The sequence below is a fragment of the Phycisphaerae bacterium genome (assembly GCA_041652575.1).
In the GTDB taxonomy this organism is placed as follows: domain Bacteria; phylum Planctomycetota; class Phycisphaerae; order Sedimentisphaerales; family UBA12454; genus UBA12454.
On record JBAZHC010000001.1, the window covers coordinates 239,326 to 263,408 of the forward strand.

The 24,083-nt window shown below is 45.0% G+C and carries 29 protein-coding genes; 18 read left to right on the plus strand and 11 right to left on the minus strand.

Going from position 1 to position 24,083, the window contains the following annotated elements:
• The first annotated feature begins 19 nt into the window (after positions 1–19).
• Both WC496_01150 and WC496_01155 read left to right on the plus strand, forming a co-directional pair.
• Positions 20–1,246 carry a dockerin type I domain-containing protein gene (locus tag WC496_01150; protein ID MFA5291620.1) on the plus strand — a complete coding sequence of 409 codons (1,227 nt, stop codon included), beginning with the start codon at positions 20–22 and terminating at the stop codon, positions 1,244–1,246.
• 384 nt (positions 1,247–1,630) lie between these two features.
• Positions 1,631–2,389 (plus strand): hemerythrin domain-containing protein, encoded by a 759-nt coding sequence (locus WC496_01155; GenBank protein ID MFA5291621.1) that lies wholly within the window; start codon positions 1,631–1,633, stop codon positions 2,387–2,389.
• A 109-nt stretch (positions 2,390–2,498) separates the two neighbouring features.
• Here WC496_01155 and WC496_01160 read toward each other — a convergent pair whose 3' ends face one another.
• From WC496_01160 to rlmN, 6 genes are all read right to left on the minus strand, one after another.
• Positions 2,499–2,918 carry a type II toxin-antitoxin system death-on-curing family toxin gene (locus WC496_01160; protein MFA5291622.1) on the minus strand — a complete coding sequence of 140 codons (420 nt, stop codon included), beginning with the start codon at positions 2,916–2,918 and terminating at the stop codon, positions 2,499–2,501.
• Entirely contained in the window at positions 2,918–3,169 is a 252-nt protein-coding gene (locus WC496_01165; GenBank protein MFA5291623.1) for an excisionase family DNA-binding protein, read from the minus strand. Before WC496_01165 ends, WC496_01160 begins: the two co-directional genes overlap by 1 nt.
• 116 nt (positions 3,170–3,285) lie before the next feature.
• Complete coding sequence (locus tag WC496_01170; GenBank protein ID MFA5291624.1) at positions 3,286–3,945, minus strand: HAD-IA family hydrolase; 660 nt, start codon at positions 3,943–3,945, stop codon at positions 3,286–3,288.
• Positions 3,942–4,421 carry a nucleotidyltransferase gene (locus WC496_01175; protein ID MFA5291625.1) on the minus strand — a complete coding sequence of 160 codons (480 nt, stop codon included), beginning with the start codon at positions 4,419–4,421 and terminating at the stop codon, positions 3,942–3,944. The genes WC496_01170 and WC496_01175 overlap by 4 nt, the downstream gene beginning before the upstream one ends.
• Complete coding sequence (locus WC496_01180) at positions 4,418–4,588, minus strand: hypothetical protein (protein ID MFA5291626.1); 171 nt, start codon at positions 4,586–4,588, stop codon at positions 4,418–4,420. The genes WC496_01175 and WC496_01180 overlap by 4 nt, the downstream gene beginning before the upstream one ends.
• Before the next feature lie 31 nt (positions 4,589–4,619).
• Positions 4,620–5,663 carry a 23S rRNA (adenine(2503)-C(2))-methyltransferase RlmN gene (gene rlmN, locus WC496_01185; protein MFA5291627.1) on the minus strand — a complete coding sequence of 348 codons (1,044 nt, stop codon included), beginning with the start codon at positions 5,661–5,663 and terminating at the stop codon, positions 4,620–4,622.
• Between the two features lie 242 nt (positions 5,664–5,905).
• Between rlmN and WC496_01190 the strand changes: the two genes are divergently transcribed.
• Positions 5,906–7,282, plus strand: a complete 1,377-nt coding sequence (locus WC496_01190; protein MFA5291628.1) for a phosphomannomutase/phosphoglucomutase — start codon at positions 5,906–5,908, stop codon at positions 7,280–7,282.
• Between the two features lie 77 nt (positions 7,283–7,359).
• Positions 7,360–8,202, plus strand: a complete 843-nt coding sequence (locus WC496_01195) for a hypothetical protein (protein MFA5291629.1) — start codon at positions 7,360–7,362, stop codon at positions 8,200–8,202.
• Positions 8,203–8,295: 93 nt separating this feature from the next.
• Here the strand turns inward: WC496_01195 and lpoB are convergent, their stop codons facing one another.
• Genes lpoB through WC496_01210 form a run of 3 tightly spaced genes read right to left on the minus strand, consistent with a single transcriptional unit; the run spans position 8,296 to position 10,818 of the window.
• Positions 8,296–8,904 (minus strand): penicillin-binding protein activator LpoB, encoded by a 609-nt coding sequence (lpoB, locus tag WC496_01200; protein ID MFA5291630.1) that lies wholly within the window; start codon positions 8,902–8,904, stop codon positions 8,296–8,298.
• 4 nt (positions 8,905–8,908) lie between these two features.
• Positions 8,909–9,466, minus strand: coding sequence for a YcfL family protein (locus WC496_01205; GenBank protein MFA5291631.1), 558 nt, complete (start codon positions 9,464–9,466; stop codon positions 8,909–8,911).
• A 38-nt stretch (positions 9,467–9,504) separates the two neighbouring features.
• A complete protein-coding gene (locus tag WC496_01210; protein MFA5291632.1) occupies positions 9,505–10,818 on the minus strand; it encodes a hypothetical protein in 1,314 nt (437 codons plus the stop codon).
• A 237-nt stretch (positions 10,819–11,055) separates the two neighbouring features.
• On the opposite strand from WC496_01210, the gene WC496_01215 reads away from it, so the two are divergent.
• The gene (locus tag WC496_01215) at positions 11,056–11,889 is read left to right on the plus strand and encodes a M48 family metallopeptidase (protein MFA5291633.1); all 834 of its coding nucleotides are present in this window, start codon (positions 11,056–11,058) and stop codon (positions 11,887–11,889) included.
• Here WC496_01215 and menA read toward each other — a convergent pair.
• Positions 11,846–12,772 carry a 1,4-dihydroxy-2-naphthoate octaprenyltransferase gene (gene menA / locus WC496_01220; GenBank protein MFA5291634.1) on the minus strand — a complete coding sequence of 309 codons (927 nt, stop codon included), beginning with the start codon at positions 12,770–12,772 and terminating at the stop codon, positions 11,846–11,848. The two genes, WC496_01215 and menA, sit on opposite strands and share 44 nt — an antisense overlap.
• A gap of 33 nt (positions 12,773–12,805) precedes the next feature.
• On the minus strand, positions 12,806–13,261 hold the full coding sequence (locus WC496_01225; protein MFA5291635.1) for a ferritin family protein: 456 nt from the start codon (positions 13,259–13,261) through the stop codon (positions 12,806–12,808).
• Between the two features lie 570 nt (positions 13,262–13,831).
• Here WC496_01225 and WC496_01230 point away from each other — a divergent pair.
• The 13 genes from WC496_01230 to WC496_01290 all read left to right on the plus strand — a co-directional run bounded on the left by WC496_01230 (position 13,832) and on the right by WC496_01290 (position 24,035).
• Positions 13,832–15,361, plus strand: coding sequence for a phage portal protein (locus WC496_01230; protein MFA5291636.1), 1,530 nt, complete (start codon positions 13,832–13,834; stop codon positions 15,359–15,361).
• Between the two features lie 67 nt (positions 15,362–15,428).
• Complete coding sequence (locus tag WC496_01235; protein ID MFA5291637.1) at positions 15,429–15,968, plus strand: hypothetical protein; 540 nt, start codon at positions 15,429–15,431, stop codon at positions 15,966–15,968.
• Between the two features lie 50 nt (positions 15,969–16,018).
• Positions 16,019–17,173, plus strand: coding sequence for a DUF5309 family protein (locus WC496_01240; protein ID MFA5291638.1), 1,155 nt, complete (start codon positions 16,019–16,021; stop codon positions 17,171–17,173).
• Between the two features lie 135 nt (positions 17,174–17,308).
• Entirely contained in the window at positions 17,309–17,971 is a 663-nt protein-coding gene (locus WC496_01245) for a hypothetical protein (GenBank protein MFA5291639.1), read from the plus strand.
• 6 nt (positions 17,972–17,977) lie between these two features.
• Complete coding sequence (locus tag WC496_01250) at positions 17,978–18,340, plus strand: hypothetical protein (protein ID MFA5291640.1); 363 nt, start codon at positions 17,978–17,980, stop codon at positions 18,338–18,340.
• A 2-nt stretch (positions 18,341–18,342) separates the two neighbouring features.
• On the plus strand, positions 18,343–19,059 hold the full coding sequence (locus WC496_01255; GenBank protein MFA5291641.1) for a hypothetical protein: 717 nt from the start codon (positions 18,343–18,345) through the stop codon (positions 19,057–19,059).
• Between the two features lie 11 nt (positions 19,060–19,070).
• Positions 19,071–19,523, plus strand: a complete 453-nt coding sequence (locus tag WC496_01260; GenBank protein MFA5291642.1) for a hypothetical protein — start codon at positions 19,071–19,073, stop codon at positions 19,521–19,523.
• Position 19,524: 1 nt separating this feature from the next.
• Positions 19,525–20,655, plus strand: coding sequence for a hypothetical protein (locus WC496_01265; protein ID MFA5291643.1), 1,131 nt, complete (start codon positions 19,525–19,527; stop codon positions 20,653–20,655).
• 11 nt (positions 20,656–20,666) lie between these two features.
• Positions 20,667–21,110: a hypothetical protein gene (locus WC496_01270; GenBank protein MFA5291644.1), complete on the plus strand. Its 444-nt coding sequence runs from the start codon at positions 20,667–20,669 to the stop codon at positions 21,108–21,110.
• On the plus strand, positions 21,111–21,446 hold the full coding sequence (locus WC496_01275) for a hypothetical protein (protein ID MFA5291645.1): 336 nt from the start codon (positions 21,111–21,113) through the stop codon (positions 21,444–21,446). It begins immediately after the preceding gene.
• A complete protein-coding gene (locus WC496_01280; GenBank protein MFA5291646.1) occupies positions 21,443–22,135 on the plus strand; it encodes a hypothetical protein in 693 nt (230 codons plus the stop codon). The genes WC496_01275 and WC496_01280 overlap by 4 nt, the downstream gene beginning before the upstream one ends.
• 87 nt (positions 22,136–22,222) lie before the next feature.
• Positions 22,223–22,504, plus strand: a complete 282-nt coding sequence (locus WC496_01285; GenBank protein ID MFA5291647.1) for a hypothetical protein — start codon at positions 22,223–22,225, stop codon at positions 22,502–22,504.
• Between the two features lie 100 nt (positions 22,505–22,604).
• Complete coding sequence (locus WC496_01290; GenBank protein ID MFA5291648.1) at positions 22,605–24,035, plus strand: phage/plasmid primase, P4 family; 1,431 nt, start codon at positions 22,605–22,607, stop codon at positions 24,033–24,035.
• Positions 24,036–24,083 lie beyond the last annotated feature (48 nt).

Here is a 24,083-nt window from a genome sequence, read left to right on the forward strand (position 1 = left end):
AGCAGGAAGGAAGAATAAGATGAAATGTATTTTATGCGTTTTACTGTTTTGTGTAATAGTTTTATGCGGCGATTGCTTTGCGGAAGATAGCTGGACAGTCAATACGATAGCTTATGATGTCGATAGTGCGCCGTCAATTGCCGTGGATATAAATAACAATCCAATCGCAGCCTTTACGTTGGGCAATATCGATCCTGCGCTTTATACCGCGGCGCAAACACCTGCCGGCTATCAAGTCGAACGGGTTGCGGATATTTACCCCGCCTTCTGGCCTAAAATAATGGTTAATTCGAATAATGAAACATCCATAACCTTCTGTCAGGGTTCCGAAATATGGTATGCAGTCAAAGGCAGTTGGTTCGGCTGGTCATACTGGCGGCTCGACGGGTTGGAGGCCGGCTACCAGGATATATCGCTGACTGATAACGATATTCCGCACCTTGCTTATGTCAATCCATCAACGAGATATGTCGAACACGCGTTCTTTGATATTCACAGCCAGCAATGGCAAAGAGAGACGCTTTCGGGCATGGGGCAAATGCAGACGGCTTATGCCTGCATCGATACAGACGGCAGCGGCAGGATATTAATTTCCTGTTTCGATTACAGTAAGGCCGAAACATTTTGTGCGATTTATGAAGATGGTTTTTGGAAATACCTGCCCGCTGTCGAAGGGTTTTATTCCGATTGCAGTTTTACTTCTGACGGTCTGCCGGCAATTGCTTATTCAATAAAAAGAACTCTTTCGCTTTGCTATGCAGTTTATGTAAATGATATTATAGGCTGGGTCGAAACAAAAATAGCCCCGACTACTCCACAGTTCAAAGTCTCTCTGAGACACAGTTCAACAGGTATTGCCGGGATTGCTTATATCTATCAGGACAAACTAATGTATGCAGCGAATGTTGCCGGCGGATGGACGACAGTACAGATTGACGAAAGAGGGGCTTATCCTGAATTGATTTTCGACCGAAACGATAAGCCTTTGATTGCTTACAGCAGTTACGATTATTGTATCGATAAGCCGGTGATTAAACTGGCCGGCATCGGGCTTGAAGGGTTTAATATTACCGATTTAAATAATGATAAAATAGTCAATTTCAGGGACTTTGCGATTCTTGCGGAGTACTGGCTGACAGCCTTGCCTGAGCCTGATTTGACGATTGGAGATTTTGACCGGAACGCAAAAATTGACGCTTTAGACCTTAGATGGCTTGGCTGTAACTGGCTCTGGCAGGGGGACTAAAAGAGTCCTATTTAAACGTTTTAAAACGTTCTATGGGCATACACAGTGGGCTTTGTTAATCTGCATCTAACAGCCAACCGTATATTTTGCGGCTGATGCCGCGACAAAAATATCACAATATTTATACCATATCAGTTCAAAAATTTTTAAGTGTTAAACTTTCAGTAAGCGATTTACCTGCTGGTACATTTAGCCTGTCTTACCCGCCTTAACATGGTTTGATGTATATTAGCACGATTTTAAAAATTTTATGCGCTTTTACTGTTTTTTTTACAATCATTTGACGAATTAATACGTATAGGCAGTAGCAAGTGTTTCAGACGCGTGTTTACTGGAACAAGGCTTGACGATAAGCGCAAGGCATTGTTAAAAGGAGGCACGGCTATGGAAAAGGCACGAAAACTCGCCGATATTCTCGAACGTGTACGAAGTGGGGAGGACCCGACAAAAATCAGACAGGAGGCCCGCCAATTGCTTTCAACCCTGAGGCTGACCGACATAAGCAGGGCCCATAAGTATCTTGTCGGTGCAGGCATATCGCTCGACCAGCTTCGCAGCCTTGTTTACGCCTTTGCTTCGATTCTGGGCGACCAGTTCGCCTTGTTGCGGGCAAACCTCGGCCCTGACCATCCGGTCAGAAGAATCCTGGCGGAACATGAAATGTTCGAATGTTTTCTCGCCGACCTTGAAGAGGCCAATCTTATGCTTCAGGACGCCGATAACCTGACGGAACTGTCAAGTGAGTTCCGCAGGCTCGAACATATCACCGGCCATCTGCAGGCGATTGATATTCATAATCAGCGGGAAGACGATTTGATTTTTCCGGTGCTCGAAAACTATCCCTGCAAGACTATCTGTGTTGTTCTGTCCAAATCGCATTGGCGAATCAAAAATATGGTCGGCAATCTGACAATGGCGATGAATAACTTCAAACATTTTGAGCCGGTACAGTTTAAGATTCAGATTAACGCACTTTCTTCGGCTATTGTTCCCATCCTGCGTGAACATATTTTCCAGGAGGACAATATTCTTTATCCGGTCGCGCTGGATGTTATTAAAGATGAAAGAGTCTGGTGGCGTATAAAACAGCTCGGTGAAGAGATGGGCTATTGCGGATTTGACGCTCAGCCCTGCTGCACGTAAACCAGGAAACTCGGCTTGCGGGAGGGTGATGATTATCATGTAATGCCTCTATGACATGCCGAGAAGATTTCAGTTTAAGCTCCTCTACGGGGGAGCTTTTTTTGTTCTTTTATTTACAGACGACGAGGTGCTTCGTCATAAACTGTTCTATGGCGGAGACGGCTTGCTCTTTGCAATCTGCCGGACTTGCTGCAACCCATATAGTAAAATTATAAAATTCCTGAATATCCACATTGAACCACTTATTGTTGCTATTAAGAAAAAAGAGCAGGGTAGTAATAGCAATTCTTTTGTTGCCGTTCTGAAAAGGATGATTTTTTATCATCAGATAAAATAGCATCGCTGCTTTCAAAGCAAATGTCTGATACAAATGTTTTCTGCCAAACTTTTGAAAAGGTGCAAACAGACTACTTTCGAGTATATTGGGAAACCTTGTGGTGAAGTCTGGAATTGGCTCGTCAAAACGTAAATGTTCCTGTGCCAGTCTAAAGGCTATACGCTCAACCTCTCCCACATCAAGTGGCCGCATTATTCACTTCCCAGTTTTTTAAGCAGTGGGCCATACTGTTTTACGACTTTTTTGACAGCACGGTCAATTTGTTTCTTTTTGCTTTCCGAAAGTTCTTTGCCAAGTATTTCATTAGCTGTCTTGTCGGTTATAATGTAATTTCTGCCAATTTTTTCGGCAGAGATTTTGCCTGCTTTTACCTTTTTATAGACGGCTATTCTGCTTATGCCAAGAAGGTCAGCGAATTCAGGTATTGTTAAGTGTTTTTTCATAAGTCCTTATTTTTAAACAATTTACTATGTTAACTAACATTAAACAGGTTAACACAGGTTAACCTTACTGCTAAAGGTTAACAACTGTGAAAACTGTTGTCAAATATTTTTCAATGTTACCAGTTTACCGCTTCTGTCGGCACGTGGGCTAAATCCGGCGCGAAAAAGTCGGCGTCGTCAAGCTGGACAGGTGTGAAACTTGACATAATCGCAAGACATTTGCAGCCTGCGGCCTTTCCGGCTTTTATTCCGCTGGGGGCGTCTTCGATTACCAGGCAATCTTTCGGGTCAAGGCCTATCTTTTCTGCGGCAAGCAGAAAAATATCCGGTGCGGGCTTTTTACGTTCCACATCGCCGCCGGCAATAACGGCGTCAAAAGTCTCGGCCGGTATTTTTATCTCGGCAAGGTTGCCTTTGACCTTACGTATGTCGGCGCTTGAGGCGACGGCAATTTTTTTGTTCATTTTTTTGCACTGTGCGATAAATTCTCCTGTGCCGGGCAGCGGTTTTAAATTGCCCTTTATTATTTCAAGGTAAATATCGTAAGTGCGTTCTTTGCCGCGTTCAATGTCGATTGGGAAATTGTATTTTTCAGCGACGCCGCCGATGAAGCGATTTTCGCCCATTCCTGTGAAAGGATGAAAATCCTGAGGCTGCACCTTCAACCCTTTTTCAGCGAACATTTGCGAAGCGGCTTTTATTATAAAGGGTTCCGAGTCAATCAGAACGCCGTCCATATCGAAGATTATGCCTTTGGGGAGGTTATTCATATTCATTGTTTTTTTAATTTCTTTAAAGCCTTGAGCTGCAGCAATGCGGGAATGTCTTTTTCACGGTTTAGAGTTTTTTTCGATTCGATAATCGCGTCGATGTTTAAAACTAAAACCCTGATTTTGTTAATTTCTATTGTTACGCTTTTGTTTTTAACCTGCCGGAAATCGCCTGCTCCTTCGACAAAACTGATACAGTCGAGCTGACCCATATCGGTATCAAGATAAAGATTTTTAAATTGTTTATAATTTTCCTTTGTTAGATGCAGTTTAAGTTTTTTTGGAGTCATCCGGTGGACAGGATGCAAATCCGCAAGAGCCTTTTGAAGACGCAGGAGATTGTCGGCATCGAAATCGAGACATATATCGATGTCCTGCGTAACGTAAGTACAACCGTGTGCTATGCAGGCGAAACCGCCGATAACGACATAGTCGACTTTATTTCGGGATAGTTTCTTTAGTAAAGAGAAAAAATCTTTCATAATTTTTTGGCTTTTTGAAATAGACGTACAAGGTTAAGAGCGGCCTGATGGCGTTCCAGTCTTTCCGTGACAGAACGTTTCAGATTATCTTTCAGCATTTCCATATCGATACCGAAGTCAATGGCTCTTTGTATTTCATCCGGCTGTTTTTTTCTTTTTTTGGGCATAGCCTTAATATAACCGCAATCTGTCTGTTTTTCAATGGTCAGGTTTCCGCGAGATTCTGTCGGCGCCTAACTGGCCGCAGGCGGCTTTTATGCTTCTGCCGCGGCGGAATCTTATTATCGTCTCAATGCCGGCCTGCATAAGAATATCCTTAAAGGCCCTTATCCTGTCCTGCGGACTTGGTTTGAAATCACAGCCTGGATGAGGATTATATTCGATAAGATTGACACTTGCGTGCAGACCTCTCAAAAGCTGTATAAGTTTGCGGGCCAAATCGGGATTGTCGTTAACGCCTTCTATCATACAATATTCGATTGTAATTCTACGGTCGGTTTTTTGATTGTAATGTTTCATCGCGGCCATGAGCACGGGCAGCGGATATTTTTTCGCTACGGGCACAATCTCCTGTCTTAATTCATCGACGGGAGTATGCAGAGAAACCGCAAGGCGGGGATAGATTTCCTCATCGGCAAGTTTTTTTATTCCGTCAGGCAGGCCGACGGTCGAGATTGTCTGTCTGCGGATGCCGATGTTTTTACCTGCCGGGTCTGCTAAGATTCTCACGGCCTTTATAGTATTTTCATAGTTGTCCAGCGGTTCGCCCATTCCCATATAGACGATATTGTTTATTTTGCAGCCGCTGTCTGCGGAAATGGTTATAACCTGGTCGACGATTTCACCTGCGGTAAGGTTTCTGGCGAATTTAAGATAGCCTGTCGCACAGAACCGACAGCCCAGCCGGCAGCCGATTTGCGTTGAGACGCATATTGTCTTTCTGCCGGACTCATCAAGGAGGACAGATTCGATGGTCTGTCCATCGGCGGTTTCAAAAAGATATTTTGCCGTGCCGTCAGGGTCTTCGAGCTTTTCTGCGATTTTAAGCTGCGATATGAAAAAACCGCCGTCAGTGAGCTTTTGGCGCAAATCCTTGGACAGAGTCGTCATAAGGCTGATGTCGTTTACGTTGTGCTGATGAAGAAAAGCAAATATGTACTTGGCAAGATATTCTTTACCGTCATATCCGGCAACGATAGTCTTCATTTCCGCAAGTGTTTTGTTTTTCAGGTCTTTATCCATAATCTTTCAGTTCAACGCAGTTATTTTTGTGAGATTGTAGAAAGATAAACGCGTTTGCACAAGCAAAATAGATTTGACCTTGAGGTGGCCTGTAAGTACAATTCTCGCATAATATTATGATTTTTTATGGGAGTCCCGCACCTTCTAAAGATTCTTTAGAATTTTTAAGGTTATGGGATTGAAATAAACTTTAAATAATATATACAGATTAAATTAAGAAATGAACAGAAAGAAGGTGCGGGATGGACCCGACAATTTTCAAGGCTTATGACATTCGAGGCGTTTATCCCGACCAGTTAAATGAAGATGCAGCATGGAAGATAGGCAATGCGACAGCGACTTTTTTGAGGTCCATGCTTCGCGGCTATGACCGTGGGCTTTCCAATCGCCAGAGCCTTTGCGTCGGCCACGATATGAGGCTGCACAGCAAGAGCCTAGTCGAAGCGCTTATCCGCGGGATGAACGCGGCCGGTGCAAATGTTATCGATGTCGGAATGATTGATACGCCTCAGATATATTTCGCGATAAATCATCTCGGCACCTGCGGCGGCGTACAGGTAACGGCTTCTCACAATCCGGCGCAGTATAACGGCTTTAAGATTTCCGGACTGGAAGCAAAGCCCGTTGGGGCAGATACCGGCCTGAAGGAAATAAAACATATCGCCACGGCGCTTCTTCATACTCGCGGTTCTGCGGACGGCACGGTTGAGAAATGCGACCTGACAGAGGCATACAAGGAACACGTATTAAAATTTCTCGACCCGAAGATAAAACCTCTGAAAATAGTTATTGACGCTTCCAACGGTATGGCGGGCAAAGTTGTGCCGGCGATTTTCGATGATATAGGCGTTGAAATAACAAAAATCAATTTCGAGCATAAAGGCGTTTTCAAGCACGACCCCAATCCGCTGGTTGAAAGCAATTTATCTCAGCTTAAAACCGCAGTCAAAAAACGTAAAGCCGATGTCGGAGTATGTTTTGACGGTGATGCCGACCGGCTGATAATGGTCGATGAAAACGGAGACACTATCAGTTGCGATTTGCTGACGGCTCTTATGGTTCCTTACTTTTTGAAAAAGGCGCCCGGTTCGGCGATTGTGTACGACCTGCGGAGCAGCTGGGTTGTGCGGGAGGAAATTTTAAAGGCCGGCGGTATAGCCAGGCGCGAAAGAGTCGGTCATGCGTTTATGAAGAAAACGCTGCGCATAGCAAGGGCGATTTTCGGTGGAGAGCTTAGCGGGCATTTCTATTACCGCGACAATTTCTTTGCCGATTCGGGAATGATTACGCTCGTACATATGATAAATATCATAAGTTCGACCGATAAATCCGTAAGCGAGATTATTAAGCCGCTGAGAAGATATCACGCGAGCGGAGAGATAAATTTCGTAGTTGACGATAAGGAAGAAGTAACCAAGGAACTGAGACGCAAATTCAGCCAGGGCGAGATTGACGACCTTGACGGGATAACGGTACAGTTCAAGGACTGGTGGTTCAACTGCAGAGGCAGCAATACCGAGCCGCTGCTGCGATTAAATATCGAAGCAAAAACAAAAGAACTGCTGGACAAACAGCTTAAGGAAATTGAAAGTCTTTTGGGTCAGCCCGTCGAACATTAATTTCCGCCGGCTGGTTTGTTTATTACGAACAATTTGGCTTACAATAACGTATTAGATAGTGGGAGAGGTGTAAAGAAATGAAAACTATAAAATACATATTGGTGTTAATAGTTTTAGCTGCTGTAATATCCTTAACAGCCCCAGATGCCATAGCTCGCAGTCATCATGGTCATTCATCTTTTAGCATTGGTATAGGTTTTGGTTATCCTTATCCGGACCCTTATTGGTATGGACCTCATCATCGTTACTATAATTGGGGCTTCTATGGTTATCCTTATTATCCCTATAATTATTATGATGTAGTCGAAAGGCCGGTCGTTGTAAAAAGACCGCCTATTGTAATCACTCAGGCGGCGCCGGTTCAAACTTACAGTCCTCCGCCGGAAAGGCTGGTGGATGGTCGGTTGAAAGAAGCTAATCCTGTAAGCAATCCAAATGTTACAGTCTGGGTTATAAACGATAATGGTTCGAAGACATCGGTAACGCTTCGGCCGCAGGGGACTGGCTTTGTCGGGCCGTCGAACGAGTATTATTCAGCAATGCCGACAGAAGACCAGCTCAAAGCTTTGTATGGATTGAAATCCAATACGCCGCCGGCTGATAAAAATAGTGTCGTGGTCTGGATTAATAATAGCGACGGCTCAAAGACTCCGATTACTTTGCACAAGGAAGGCTCAAATTATATCGGGCCTGCCGGCGAAAAATATACCAGTCTGCCGACAGGGGAACAGCTAAAGGCTTTGTACGGCGAAAACTCGAGTGCGAACCAAACCGAGTTTAATTTTGAGATTATAAAAGCTGACGGCACAAAAGTTGCGGTTACCATTAAAAAAGATGGAACTGAATTTGTCGGCCCCAAAGGCGAACGCTATCCAAGTATGCCCACCGAAGAACAGTTGAGGCTAATCTACGGCAAATAAATAGACTAAATTAAGCATATAAAAACAGACTCCAGTTGTTGAATAACTGAAGTCTGTTTTTTTGTTTACGCTGCTGTAAAATAAATTTGCCGTTTACCAGGAAACTGTTTTGTTACTACCGCGTTTTCCGATAAGGACTTCCTCCTGCCAGAACCGCAGGCCGGTTTTCAGGTCAGTTATTTTCAGTTGGAAATAATATTCGACCTGCTGATGTTTTTTGTCGTAGCGAAGGTCTCTCTGATATATTTTTCCTGACAGACTTAAATCAGGAGAAATGAGCTGGCCTTTGCCGGGCAGGGTTTCCTGTTTGAATTCATCGCCTTTTGCTGAATCGCGGACATCTCTTATATCGTTGACCATAGAGTCTCGGTTGCTGTCCTTGCCGCCGATGGCGGAGGTCATAACGACCTGGCCGCTTTTCGTGAGGTCTTCTTCGATTTTAGCGGAGAGCAAATCGGTGTCGATTCTCTGCATTGTATCGTTAGTAATAACGCCAGTGGTCAGGACGTATTTGCCGCCGTCTTTTTTGGCCAAAGTGCCGGATTTTAGCAGGGACTGAATCATTTCACTTGCGGCCTGGTTGAAATCCCTGTAATCAAGCCCCATAACCTGTTTGCCGGTGTCGTTAGTTGTATCGATTTTCTGAACGTCTTCACAACCGGCCGCGAACAATACCATGATAAATAATATAGCCAGTTTCATTTTTTTATCCTTTCTTTGGAGTTTCTCTTGTATTTATTCTGTAATCAACGACCTCTTTTGCAGGTGCGATAACTGTAAAGTAGAAGACGGTTCTTGATTTTGCGGATATAGTTGTCCAGACACTTGCTTTTGAATCAACCGCCATACCGTTATTGTCGAGCCAGTCAACTTTGTAATCAAACCTTTTTTTGTATACTGCGCTATTGTAGCCGGTTACCTGAATTTCCATAAAACCGGCTTCATTTCTGAAGACTTTTACATCTTTTAACTCAATTCCGTATCCTGCCAATAAAGTGAATGCACCGTATACAGGCCGGGTAAGGACATTGTCTGCGAGTGTACTGCTGTTTACTCCGGTTGTGAGATTAGCTCGCTTGTCGGCAGGCTCGTTGCAGCCGACGAGAATTACTGCCGATGAGACGAAAAGCAGCAGCATAAGGAAAATCTTTTTCAACCCGTTAGAGACCAGCCATCTCTGGCAAACATCTCTAACGATTGACTTTCCTGTTCCTATAGTTTTCTCGCGTTCATTCTGATACGCCTTGTCTCTAACGGGTTTCATATCTATATCTCCTTAAAAGTTATAATTATATTAATTTTTCATAATGGAATAACATAAAAAACTGGTTTAGAATTTTGCTGTATTATTTTAATATATACGAGAACATTATTACAATCCGGCATTGCAATGTCAAATGATTCGGAGCCTGAATCAGTAATCCTGAGTAGTTTGTTTTGAGGCATGGGGAATTTCACTGCCTGGAAATTCTTCGGGAGCGATGTCCAGATTCTGACGTCGGCGGCATTTGTTGCGAATGAATACACAGCCAAAAGAATTGCGGAGATGTCCGAGCCTTTGGAATTCTGGTTCGTAAGAGCATATTGCGCAACGACCTTGGCAGTTGTTGAGATTATCTCTCTAATCAAAGCCGCATCAAAATCTTTTTTGAACTCGCTGTTTATTACCCTGTCCATATTGCCGACAACCTGAGTGCTGTATGTGGCTCCGTCAGCCTGGATTTGCAGATATGAAAACGCGTCGTCTCTGTATTCAAGTTTCGGCAGCGCGATTCCCGCGTATAGTACCCGGTTGGTTGCTATGAAAAGCGGCAGGTCGATTCGAAATTCGTCTTTGATTGGCCCCAGGCCGTTTTCAAAAATAACCCATACAGTATTTTTATAAGTTCCATTCGATGCAAGTAAATTTTCCGTCTCCTCGAATTCCGCTGCGATAGAACTGTTTTCAGGGATAAGACCAGCGGTTTCTTTCAGTAAATCACGAGCCTCGGCAGGCCGGCCTGTAGCGTTAAAATATACCGAGGCCAGATAAGTTACGAAAGGATTGACATAATCTTTATAGGCCTGGTACTCATAAAGTTCGGGATATTTATCGTGCAGAGATTTTTCAAGATTCGGATTTGAAAGACTTGATTCTATTAGATTGCTGTATTGTGCTTTATCAATCTGCTCTTTTGCCTTGCTGATTTCCTTTTCAAATTTTTCTTTCGTTCTTCTTTGCCTGTCGAGAGCCCTGTTGAATTCGACCCTTGCCAGGTCTAAATTGCCCTCGGACATAAAATTCAGGGCCTTGTACACATTTACCATCACGCCGTCATATTCCCGGCCTTTATACGGTACAACATTGTCGTTCACAGCGACAGCGCCTATGTCATCTGCCACAGAAGAATGAAGGTCGTAGTATTTGAGAAAATCTTCAGCTTTATCGAAAAATTTCGTACTGGAAGCATAATCTTTTAAAATTCTTTTTGCGCTTGCAGCCTGAAGCGTCCAAAGCAGGTCTTCGCCGGAAGGATTGTTTCTTTTTTTGATATTTTTTTCCGCAAAGAGTAAAGCAGAACTGAAATCTGAAGTTTCATAATACCTGTTGAAAGTAAACAACTGTTCGCGCGGCATATTACAACCGCTAATGAGCGGCAAACTCAAAACGGTTGCGGAAAAATATATTAAAATATAAATTCTTTTGTTCATGGAATCAACTCTGTAATAATAGTGTTATAAATTATACTACGGTAACGGAAAGATATTACAATACAAAAACATTCTTGACATTTTACCAGATTGAGTTACTTTGTGTTAAAGTGTTTGTCTGTGACGTAAGTGTTTTTTGTAAATATAGTTAGGGAATAAATTATGAGAGTTTTACGGCTGTTTTTGATGGCTTTTGGGTTAGGACTTCTTTGCAGCGGATGTTCGGTTAATCCTGTAACGGGCGAAAATCAGTTTCTGCTTGTAAATCCTGAACAGGAAAAGAAAATGGGCGAGGAATATTCCAAGCAAGTCGAGAAAGAACTCGGCCAGAGTATTAAGGATGTTGAACTTCAGAATTATATCAATTCTGTCGGACAAAATATTGCCCGCGTCAGTCATTCGCCCGAAGCAGGTTTCAGCTATAAAGCCATCGACTCCAATACAGTCAATGCGTTTGCTCTGCCGGGCGGATATATTTATATCACCACGGGTCTGCTGAAAGAGCTTAAGACCGAAGCACAGCTTGCCGGTGTTTTGGCGCACGAGACGGCACACGTTACGGCAAGGCACATCGCACAGCAGATTACAAGAGATTATATAATCGGCATCGGCTTTAGCGTCGCCGGCTCAGCTTCAGGTTCGAGCGCCGCGGTAAGAGTTGCCGATATCGTAAGACAGCTTGAGGGTATGTCATTCAGCAGGGCTCATGAAAGACAGGCCGACCAGGTTGGAATGGATTATCTTGTGAAAGCCGGTTATACGCCTAACGGGATGATTGAGACGATGGAGATACTGGAAAAGCAAAACGAATCCCGAACGATAGAATTTTTCTCGACGCATCCAAGTCCTGAAAACCGTATCGAGCTGCTGAAAGAACAAATTTTTAACAATCGTTATGCCAGTACCGGCATGGTGGGCAGGGAAGCTTATGCGGCAAATGTTACAGAGAGACTTAAGCTAATAAAACCGCCGCAAAAAGACAAACGCAGCCGATAGTATGCAGCAGGATTGTCGATTTGCTTAAATCGCTGTAACCATTCTGTGCCAGTTTTTCGGGGTCATTGCTTTTTTTGCATCTCCAGCTCAATATGAAGACTATCAGCAAAAGAGGAATTCCCGCAAGAGGCGGCAGTATGACTAACGAATAAAATAACACCAATACCCAGAGAAGAATAATCAGGATATTATAAAGAGAAGATGCTTTTTTGATTCCTAATGTAACGACAAGAGTTTTTTTATTGACGGCTTTATCGGCCGGGAAGTCTGGAAATTCATTTGCGAATATAATGAGGAAAATCAAAATCGCCACAATCATCGCGGGAAAGAACGGAACAAAATCAATTACGCCTGTTTGAATATAATAAGCTCCGAAAACCGGCAAAATGCCGAACAGAAAACCTATCGTTATTTCTCCTGCCGTTCGATAACCGAGTTTCAAAGGCGGGGCGGTGTAGAAAAAACCGCCGAGCAGTCCGATGATGCCAAGCGAAAGCACAAACAAGCTCTTTGTCATTATTACTATGATAACTCCCAATGCCGCTCCTGCGGAAAAAAGCAGCAGTGAGCCGATGAAGACTTCTTTGCCGGTCAGCAGATTTTTTTGAATCAGTCTGCTGCCGCCTGAAAATGGTGTCGGGTTGCTGTTGAGCCAGTCGTTTCTGGAGACGCTGTCGAAATAGTCGTTTACGACATTTGCGCCCATTTGAAACAGGGCGATTGAAAAGGCGGCAAGTAAAAAAAACATAAGGTTGAATCGATGCGTATGTGAATATGCGACAGCGGTTCCAACGATTACGGGCAGAACACTTGCGGTGCAGAACTGCAATCGCAATTCCTTTAGCCACAGAGCAAATTTTGGCGGAGATTGTTTTATAGCCACAGAGGACACAGAGCACACAGAGATATATATTTTTTAATCTTCTTTTAACACTATTTCGTCGTATTCAAGCTCAAAGCGGAGTTTGTGTTTCGCTTCCTGCTGAGCCAGAGACTCGAAAAGCTGTTTGGCGGTAACCTCTTCGACGAGATTGGCAAGGGTGGTATATAACTGGAAAGCTTTTTTTTCTTTTTTCATCGCCAGAACGAGGGCATCCTTATATTCCATATTTTTTGTTGGTTGGACATCGACAGTGAATTCAGCTATTTTAAGGTCGGCGACTTTTTCACTGCTTACCTTAAAGACCTTGCCTTTTTTGACGTCTTCAAGCTGTTTTTTATGGCCCTGTTCCTCGGCGGCAAAATCGAGAAAAACTTTTTTCATTTCGGGATTGTCCATTTTAGTCGCAAGGCCGGTGTAGAATTTATAGGCTTCTATTTCGCCTTCAATCGCAAAATCCAGAATGTCATCGGAAATATTGAATTTTTTCATCCCGTTAGACCTCCATTTAATCTATTAATTGGTATAATCTTCATAAAATGTACTTCTCTTTTCACAATTTAAGACATTATATAAAATCAAAGAGGTCTAACGGGATTCATCCCATTAGTTAGACCTCCAGTAAGTTGTGTTTTTAAAATTATAAGGTATTTTGGTTGTGAGGCAATAAATAAAAAAGGCCGGGGTATTTACCACGAAGGTCGCGAAGACCACGAAGTATTATATAATATATTGTTTTTTATATACATTTTCCTTCGTGTTTCTTCTTTTTTTCATATTTTTAATTTTCCGCGTTATCCGTGAAATCGGCGGTTAAATTCTTAATCTTTTTTGTCCACATAATCAAAAGCGCGCAATAAAAAAATTGCGCAAATGTGAAAAATAAGATTTTTTCAAAATTTTTTTCTCCATATCAGGCAACAACTTACGAATTTTGCCTAAAAAATTTTCGCAAAAAGTTCGTCAAAAGCGCGCAAGTTTTCAGGTAATACGGAGGGGCCACAAAGGCACCAAGACACGAAGAAAAAAGAGATAAAATTCACTTTTATGTGGAGTAAATAAATGGCTTATGATTTTTCAAATTTCGAGACAGACAGTCTTAATCCAAATTTTGTCGATTGGCTCGTCGATGAGCAATGGGTCGATATGCAAACCCACTTTGGCAGGCTGTGGGATTATTACCAAAACCCGATGTATTCACCGGCGGGTCTGTCGGCGGCAGATGCGAAACTAAACGAATCGGCAAGAACCTATATACAGGCACAGGAAATAGGACTGCCCGCAAGAATCACAGGCGTAAAGCGAATACAAACCAGCGGCCTGCTCGGCGGCAGAGCAGTCGCAGACGTCGAACGCAAAGAAGTCGTAATTGAAAACGATATCGGCTGGCGAATAAACGCTATGGTGGATTTTCTGTTCGGCAAAGGCGCAGATATCGTCAGCAGGGCGGAAGATAAAAACAGACGAATAGAAATCGATAAAATTATAAAACAAATATTCAATGCCAACGGCGGGGTAAGGTTCTTTCAGGATATGGCGGTGCTCGGGGCAGTTTATGGTTTTGTGGATTGCATAGTTCGGCCGGGGCCGAAAATCGCAGACTTTTGTGTTCGCAGGATGAACGAACCCCGACCGCAGGGGTCGGGGCTAAACGAACTTGTTTCAGACTGCGGTCTGGAACTGATTGAGGCGCCAAGAGCACTGCCGGTCCTGGATGAAAAAGATTTTCGCAAAATCAACTTCTATATTCAGCATTTTATCGAGCAGAAAAACGACGTCGGGGCAGAAGGAGGATTTTTAAGCAGACTGCTGGGCGGCAGAGGAAACAACGGCACAAGACGCACGGCGGCGGTTACAGAGATAATCTCGCCGGACATCTGGCAAAGATACGAAGAGAAACAGCTCGTTGCCGAAGGACGGAATGTTATGGGAATTATTCCTGTCGTGCATATTCAGAATATCGCGCAGCCATTGTATTACGAAGGGATAAGCGATGTCGAGCCTTTGGTGCCGCTTCAGGACGAACTGAATACGAGATTGAGCGACAGGGCAAGCAGGATAACTTTTCAGGCGTTCAAGATGTATCTGGCAAAAGGCATTGAAGGCGTTGAGAACAGGGCGGTTTCACCGGGCAGGATGTGGTGCACGGATAATCCTGACGCGAGTATCGAACAATTCGGCGGAGACAGCACATCGCCAAGCGAGGATATGCATATCGCCGAAATCAGGGAGGCACTGGACAAGGCAAGCGGCGTAACGCCGGTGGTCGCAGGAGTGCTGAAAGATAAAATCGGCAATCTGACCAGTGCCGTCGCACTGAAATTGATGCTGATGGGAACGCTGGCAAAAACCGAGCGGAAACATTTTGTTTACGGGCAGGGGCTTAAGGACATCGCCGCGATGATAATGCATCTTCTCGATGTTACAAATATTTATCCGAACTCAAAAGATGAGAGAGTATTCGATGTGATTTTTCCAAGTCCATTGCCGGAGAACACACTGGAAAAACTCAATGAGGCAAAATTGAAACAGCAGCTCGGAGTGCCGCAGGAACAGGTACTGAGAGAGTTAGGCTATGAAATAAGTTCATAAGAACACAGAACACAGAACTCAGAATACAGAATCTAAGTCCTAAAATAAATTCACAGGAGAAATTTAAATGAGTCAGATTGACACAGAAAATTCCGCCGTCGCCAAGGCTATGGCGGACAGGGGTTCAGATGAGCCGCAGGGGCGAAGCGAAAAACTTGTCGATGTAAGCGAGGCGATTCGCTACCGCAAAAGGGCACAGCTTGCCGAGCAAAAGAAAACGCTGCTTGAAGAGGAACTTGCCGAGAGAAAAAGCGAAGTGGAAAGATTGAGCAATAATCTTTCGCAACTGACAATCGAACGGCAGTTAATAGAAAAACTTGTTTCAGCGGGCGTGCGGGATTTGGAAGCTGCCGTGATTATAGGCAGAACCAGACTCGAGGACAATGCAGAGGCTACGGCGGCAGACGTTGTCGAGCAACTGCGAAAAGAGAAAGGTTATCTTTTTAATGACACTCCGGCTGCTGCGGTTGGCGCAAAGACAAGCGGAGTCAAAGACAGGTTGTCAGGGGCAACAGGGTCTCTTGAGCGGGCGGCTAAAAAGGCCGTCAAAAGCGGTTCAAGAACGGACCTGCAGGAGTATCTGCGGGCGAGAAGAAATTTTGTATAGCCACAAAGGCACAAAGACACAAAAAATTAATAAAAAGAAAGGAATAAATTATGGCTTTTACAGGTAAAGCAACATATTCGGCAGGAGTCGGACTTCCTGAACTTGCGGAAGATGTTTGTGATATTGTCGGGATTATATCGCCGGTCGAGACGCACTTGCTTGATGCAATAGGCGACCCGCTGCGCGAGGCGAGAAGCACATATCACGAATGGCTCGAAGATTCGCTTGTGCCGAACAAAGATGTAATCAGCGACGGTTCAATCAGCGACCCTGACGGCGAGACCAGCTTCGATGTCGCCAACGGCGACAGATTCAGAACCGGCGACCAGATTCAGACCTCAGGCAGCGAAGAACTGATGCTTGTTACAGGCGTAAGCGGCGGCACAATTACAGTCGTTCGCGGATACGCAGGCACAATGCCTGAAGATATCGCTGACGGTCAGGTGATTCATATTCTCGGTAACGCGGCTCTCGAAGGCGACGATAAACCGGCAGCAAGATTTACCAACCGCGTCCGCTGCGGAAATTACACGCAGATTTTCACGGCCGGCGTTGAAGTGAGCGGCACCAATATCGCAGCCAGTCATCTCGGTATTTCAAACGAGATAGATTATCAGAAGGGCGAAAAACTGCGCGAGCTGATTCGCGACCTTGAGAACACGGTTATCAACGGCGGTCAGCCATCGGCAAATCCGCAGGGTTCGGCTTCTGTTCGCAGGAGTATGAAAGGCATTGTCCAGAGCATCGCGACAAATGTTTATCGGCCCGGCGATTCGGGATTTCCGAGCGGAGACGGTCTCGATGAGGCGAAGATTAATTATGTTCTGCGCCAGATTTGGGAAAACAGCAGCGGCAATGTTGACTTGATTGTCGTCGGAGGTTTTCAGAAGCGGAAAATTAACTCGTTCCTTAGTGCAAACAGAAGTTTCGGAGCGGCCGATACGGCGTACACCGATATGGTCAGCGTTTATGAAAGCGACTTCGGCGTTTGCAGGATTGTTACGAGCAGATGGATTCCGCAGGACGCAGTATTGCTTCTCGATTCATCGCGCATAAGCGTTCTTCCGCTTGCGGGCAGAAGTTTCTACTTCAAGCCTCTGGCGAGCAGCGGCGATTATGAATGCGGCCAGCTAATCGGCGAATACACACTTGAGTTCAAAAACGAGGCTGCGCACGGTCTTATCAGAGACCTTGCAATAAGTTAAGAATTACAGCGTGGGCTAAAGCCCACCCTACGATTTATTTTTTTCGGCCGGGCGCGGACATCTACAAAACAATTACGATAGTTTTAAAGGTTAGATGGTTCCAGCCCGGCCGGGGAAAAATAAGAGGGCATAATAATGAATACTTTTTCAAATGATGTAGATGTTTTGAGATATGAGCCGAGCCTGTTCGGCGATTTACATTTCGCAGGTCAGGTATTGATAAGCGGCAGCGATGGAGAAATTTCAGATACCGCTTTCACTGCGGCGGATGCGGATTTTAACGCGGCAAATATTTCTGCCGGTATGGTTATTTATCTGCAAAGCACTGACGGTGCTGTCGATAGCGCGTATGAGATAGTATCGGTGGATTCGGCGACGCAGCTTACGGTTTCAGTTTTAAGAGCCGATGGGCAGGCAGAAGCGGTTGCTCTGACAGACGGCGAAAATGTTGCTTACAGAATCTGCACATATCAGCCGCAGGGCAATGAAGTGTTTTTGCAGCTTACGCAGCATTTCGGATTAAGACCGGGCATCGCGGACGGCCAGTACTGCGCAGATGACATTCTCGATGTGTCGGTTTTGAGACAGGTCTCTGTTTATGGTGTGTTGTCGATAATTTACGCGAGTCTTACAGGCAAAAAAGCGGACAGCGGAGAGAACTTCTGGCAGAAGAGCAAATATTACAGACAGCTTTATGAAAAGGCGATGCAGCGGTGCAGGGTCAGTATTGATTTGGGCGACGACGGCGTTGCGGATTCTGTCCGCAGCGGAGCAAGCGTCAGACTGCTGAGGGACTAAATGCGAGTGTCGATAGATGACAGAATATTTTTTGATGAGGACTGTTTCGAACTTGAGGTTCAAAGTCCGCAGAGAAGCGTCATTCAAAAATCGGCGGCGGGTCTGGACGGTCAGGTAAGTATCGACCTGGGACTGCGAAGAAGAAAACTGATTCAAAAAGGCGAGCTTCGAGCAAAGAGTCAGACCGAGCTTCAGAAAAAAATAGACGAGATAAATGAAATTATAGACGGCGAGACGCACATTTTTAAAAATGCAGACGGCAGAGTGTTTGAAAATCTTGTGATTGAGGAATTTAAGACAGGAAAAATGATAAACGGCGGCGTGCATACGAGCTGTCAATACGAGATAATATACTCACAGCAGGGTTAAATATGCTTATAAACGAGGGAATAAATAAAGTAAGGGCATTTGTGCTGGCCGGGGGCACTGCGGTTGTCAAATGGCATTCGACTTACGACGATAAGCTGTATCAGGTTTATGTCAACGGCAGATTCGCAGGCGCAACTATCGAGCCGATGCAGAGAGAAATTGTCGTGGCAATTCCGTTTTCTGTAATGACAGCCGCGAGGATAGAAGTATTCGCGGTTGAGCCGGAGTTTGCTGATACGGATTTTTCCAATGAAGTCGAGTCGGGTCAAAAGCAAACAGGGCGGGTCAAACTCGAATTGCCAAGGACCGACGATTTGCCGATGGGCGGTGAGGTTAATTTTTATCTTGAAGGAAACAGGCTCAATAACAGGAGCATAAAAATCCTGCCGGAGTTTGCGGACAAGGGCGGATTCGGATTGAGCGGTTTCGGCAGCAGTGATTTTGGTTATGACGGCTCGGCGGCAATTGGGCTGGGCAAAGGAGTATTCGGCATCGGCTGGTTCGGTTTCGATGCGGATATGCTCAACTGGCAAAGCGGACAATTGCAGGCAGGCAGATATAAATTTGAAATTGAGATTACTGATAGTTTTGGCAATACGGTCGGCGAGAGAATTGAAACAGAAACGATAATAGTTATTCCGCCTGCGAGGCCTGCTGAAAGACTGACTGTAAAATCTTTCGACAGACAGAGCGGGAAATTGATTTTACAGGTTGAATAGGAGATTTGAAAATGGCAGAGATTTATCCATCGGACAATGAGCTTTTGAATATTTTGAGCGACGATGAGACGGGCGTTGAGTACATCACGACGGGCAAGTCGCCTTATTACCTTGAGTTTCGCAAACTGCTCTACCGACTGATTCTGGCGGCAAAGCGGGCCAATGACCTGCGGGTCTTTGACGAGGGCGGACTGGATATCGGCGTCAAGAGCGGCAGATTTTGGCTCGGAACAACGCTTGTCGAATACAGCGGTTCAGCCGGCAATACGCTCTCCGACGACAGGGACAATATATATATCTATCTTGATTCGTCAGGCAATCTGGTTGTGAATGAATACAGCCAATTTCCTGATATGGAAACGACACCTCATTTCAGACTGGCAATCGTAACGACAAACGGCGGAGAAATTACGTCAATAACCGATGTCAGATGCAGTTACTATGTGCCGGTAAGCGGGGCGTAAAATGGCAAATAAATTTGTATCATCAGCAGGACCAAAGGGTACGGGCGACGGCAGCAGCGAAGAAAACGCCCGGAACCTGACTATTGCGCTGACCAGTGCGGCGGCGGGCGATTATGTATGGATAAAAAATGACGGTACTTATGCCGGTATTTTCATTGTCGGCTGCAGCGGTTCATATACGGCGAATACGCATATATTTTTTATCGGCTATAACGATATTAATAACTGCGATTTGGTAAATCATATAAGTGATATGGATTACGGCAGGGGTTACTGGGGCGGGCCGCTTAATCCAAACGCTGCGAATTGCTGGGTCAATATCGATGGGCAGGGCGCAGCGACTAATGTCGTATATCAGTACTCGAAAAATAACATACACTGGCGGAATATATATTTTCACAATAGCAATAAGGCCGCGTACAACTGCGCCTTTTATGCGAAAAGCTGCTCGGGAACCACATTTACCAAATGCAAGTTTACAGACGGCTATATGAATCTGTGGGTCGATACCAATAGCACAAACTGTATGATTAAATACTGCTATTTCAGCGATTACACAATTTCAAATCTTGATATCGGAGGTGGAAGCTATCTGAATATGTTTTCGCACTGTGTTTTCAACGGCGGGGCGGCAAAGATATACAGGTCAACAGGCTGTAACAGCATATTCATCGGCGGTGCTTACGCTGTCGGAGCTTTTTACTTTCAGAATATCGTCTTTAACAACACAATGTACAACCAAAGCTCATACTGTCTGGCTTACGGACACGATTCATACGCAGGCGGACTGATTGAGTACAACAATATCTTTGTGCCGGCAGTGAAGAACGTACCAGCGATATATAAAAACGGATACGGCTCCTTAGCCTACTCTGGTTTCGGCTGCGCTTACTGCATAGCTGATAACAGTATTTTGGATACGCCTTATAACGGCGAAAACTGTCTTAATGTAAATCCGCAGTTTGTAAATATTGCCGGCAATGATTTCAGGCCGACAAATCCGCTGCTTTTGCGCGGCGGTATGCCTGACTTTGTGGGAAATCCGGGTCGAATCGGAGCGGTTCTGCAAAAATATCAGTTCATATCAAAGGCCAGAGCGGCCAATATGGGCAGACTTTCAATATTCAGATAGGAGTTTCAATAATGGCAAATTCAACGATAGATATTCCATTTTATATTTCCAAAGACGGCGTGCCTCTGGTCGGCGCCTCAGATGAAATGAATTTTGAGTCTTTGAAAACAATCGGCGGAACAGACAAAATCAATTGGGCACCTGCAATTTCTGAAATCGGCGGAGGCTGGTACAAGTTCAGCGCCGCTTACGGCTCTGTGCCGTTTGACGCAGGCGACCTTATCGGCGTTATCGACGCGGATAAGGACGGGGCCAACAAACTGGCAAACGCAGAGAGATATGTGCCGGTAGAAGTCAGACTGGATTTTTACGCATTGGCCAGAAGCGTTTACAAAATGTCGCAGGATAAACTCACCGGCGATATGGAAATCAAAAATCCAGATGGTGATACAATTCTCAAGCTCGATATTACCGACAGCGACAGCGAAGTTATCAGAGAACCGGCGGCAGAATAAATGGATACTAAATTTTTTGACAGTTTAAGCGGCGGAGATTCGGCAAACGGGGTCAAACTCTGTATGGGGCTTACAGACGGCGAGTTCTGGGCAAGGCCGGCGGGTTTGCAGCTTTTGTATCAGGGGCGGGAGATTGACGATGTTGATTTCGGCCGGATAGCTGATGTCTCAAATATAAATGAAAATTCATTTGAGGTCGTATCCGGCCAGCCTTTAAGCAGACATCTCTACATCGCAAGACGGGTCAACTGCTGCGGAATGGAAGAACAAACACTGTCGGCGGCGGTGAAAGTCGAATTTGACAGTTCGGGCAATTTTGTTGGCGGGGCAATATGAGCAAGTCAAACATAATAGATTTTTACGAGCCTCAAAACGATTCGCTTGCTGTCGGCGCAGTGTCAGCAAAGGTTTATCTCGACGGACAGTTATGCGATTATCTCGTCGCTGAAAAGGTAACGCTTGCCGCTGACGAGTTCGGTCAGGCGGTATTGAGCTATTACCCGAAAGATAAAAGCGTACTGCCGGAAGAAACAGACTGTCTCGTCAGATGCGGACAAAGAATCATTATAAAGACAGGCTACGACGGCGGAATCGGAGAATACCGGCCGCAGGAATGGCAAATCTTCGCGGGGCTTGTCGAGCGGATTGATACGGAAATATCCGGAAATCAGCAGAAGACAACCGTCATCGCAAAAGATTCTTCTGTCTGTTCCAAACCGCAGCTTTGCAGAGAAGTCGAGCTGAACTGTCAGTGGCCGGGCGAGAGAATCAGCGTTTCAAGAACAAACATCGCTGAAATAACCGGCGTAAAAAATTGTTCGCCGATGCACGAGAAACAGTTTCAGATAAAGACGCTGACGCTTTTGCCGGGGTTCTGTATCGGCGACAGGATAACCGCAAGTCCCGACAGCAGGGATATTCTCGGCGTCAAATACGACAACAGAAGTATATGCAGTATTGAAAAGATACAAATGGATTTCGTAAATCAGCAGATAATCCTGACGGCGGTAAAAAAGAGAAAGTAGCCACTAAGACACGAAGACGCTAAGAAAAATATATATTTAAAATACTTTGTGCCTTAGTGCCTTTGTGGCTGGCTGGAAAGAGCAAATATGGCGGATTCAGAAAAAAAGAACTGGTATTTCAATAAGCAAATCGATTTGTCGGTTCTGGTACAGCTTGTCTTTCTTGCGGCGCTGATTGTCGGAACGTGGGTCAATCTTCAAAAACAGCTTTCGATATTGCAGCACGACATAACGAGCCTGATTGAGACGCAGAAACAATTTCAGCGTCAGATAGAGGAATTGAGCCGGGCAAGCATAAGCTACGAATACCGGCTGCGTTCGATTGAAAAAACTCTGCCTGACGCCGATATCGGCAAAAAAGGTTCCTGACACCTTTTAACTTCTTATTTATAAAGATGTTATGATGCTATTTTTAAGAAAAAGGTTCCTGACACCTTTTTTTGTTAAACGATGTTTGAAAGGAGTCGTAATGGAAGATAAGGAGCAATATATATCACCTGAACCTTACAGTCTTGCGATGACGATTCTGAGCGAGAACTTTACCAGCGATTTGGCGATGGTCTGGCGGCTGAGAAACTGGCGCGGCGACTTTTATCTCTGGCACGAGGGCTGCTATAAGCCTTTGAGCGACAACGCGATTAAAAATTTCGTAGGCTCACTCGTTGCCGAGCTTGTCTGCAAAGGCAAAATCAGAAAGTTCAGCTCTCATCTTCGCAACGAAATTATCGAGGCAATCCGCAGCCAGACAGGTATTCCCGACCATTACGAGCTGAATACCTGGCTCAGGGAGCCGAATCTGTCAAAGCCGGATAACTGCATAGTTACCGCCAACGCGATTGTTTATACGACAATCGAACTAAAGGACGGGAAAAAATTCGTTCTTGGTCATAGTCCGGAATTTTTCAGTCTTAACATACTTCCTTACCGCTATGAGGAAAAAGCCGATTGCCCGAAATGGCTGGAGTTTCTCGACGAAATCACCTCAGGCGACAAAGAGATGCAAACGCTGCTCTGCCAGTGGGCCGGTTATCTTTTGCGGAACGATTTGAACGAGCAGAAATTTCTGCTTTGCTTCGGCAGCGGCGCCAACGGCAAAGGCGTGTTCTTCAGGATTATGGAAAGTATGCTCGGCGACGACAACTGCTCGCACGTGCCGCTTCATCAGTTCGCAAATTCATTCGCGCTCGGCTCGACGCTCGGCAAAAAACTTAACAGCACATCGGAAAGCAGTGAAGAAGTCTGCAAATGCGCCGAGAGCCTTTTGAAAAGCTATGTCGCCGGCGACCGGATGGACTTTGCGAGAAAATTCAGGGAGCCGATACGCGCGATACCGACCGCGAAAGTTATGATAGCGACGAACGAACTGCCGCGATTCAGCGACCCATCGTGCGGAATCTGGCGGCGTATGATTCTTGTGCCTTTCAATGTTACAATCCCGCCTGAAAAGCAGGACAAACAGCTCGTCTCGAAACTGACTGTTGAACTGCCGGGGATTTTCAACTGGGCATTGCAGGGCGTTAAACTGCTTAAAGAGCACAAAGGCTTTATTGTGCCGACATCTTCGGTCGATGCGATGAAGTCTTATCGAAGCACAACCGACCCGGCGAGAATGTTCCTTGAGGAAAATTTCATCAGCGCTCAAAACTGTTCCGGCGAGCCGGTGCAGAAAGTCTATAACGCATACAGAAAATGGTGCGAGGCGGGCGGTTACAATCCTTTGACGATTAATCAGCTTGGTCAGAGAGTTTTAAGCGTTTTCCCGATGGTGCAAAAGATAAGGAAAAGAATCGCAGACAAACGGGATAACTATTATGAGTTTCTGTCATTAATAAAGGATAGTCAGGTATATGATGACATTATCAGTAATGAACCTTTGTTCATCTGTCCACCATGTCCATAACCGTTTTCAATTAATACAGAATAAAAAGAGAAGAAAGAGAAAATAAAA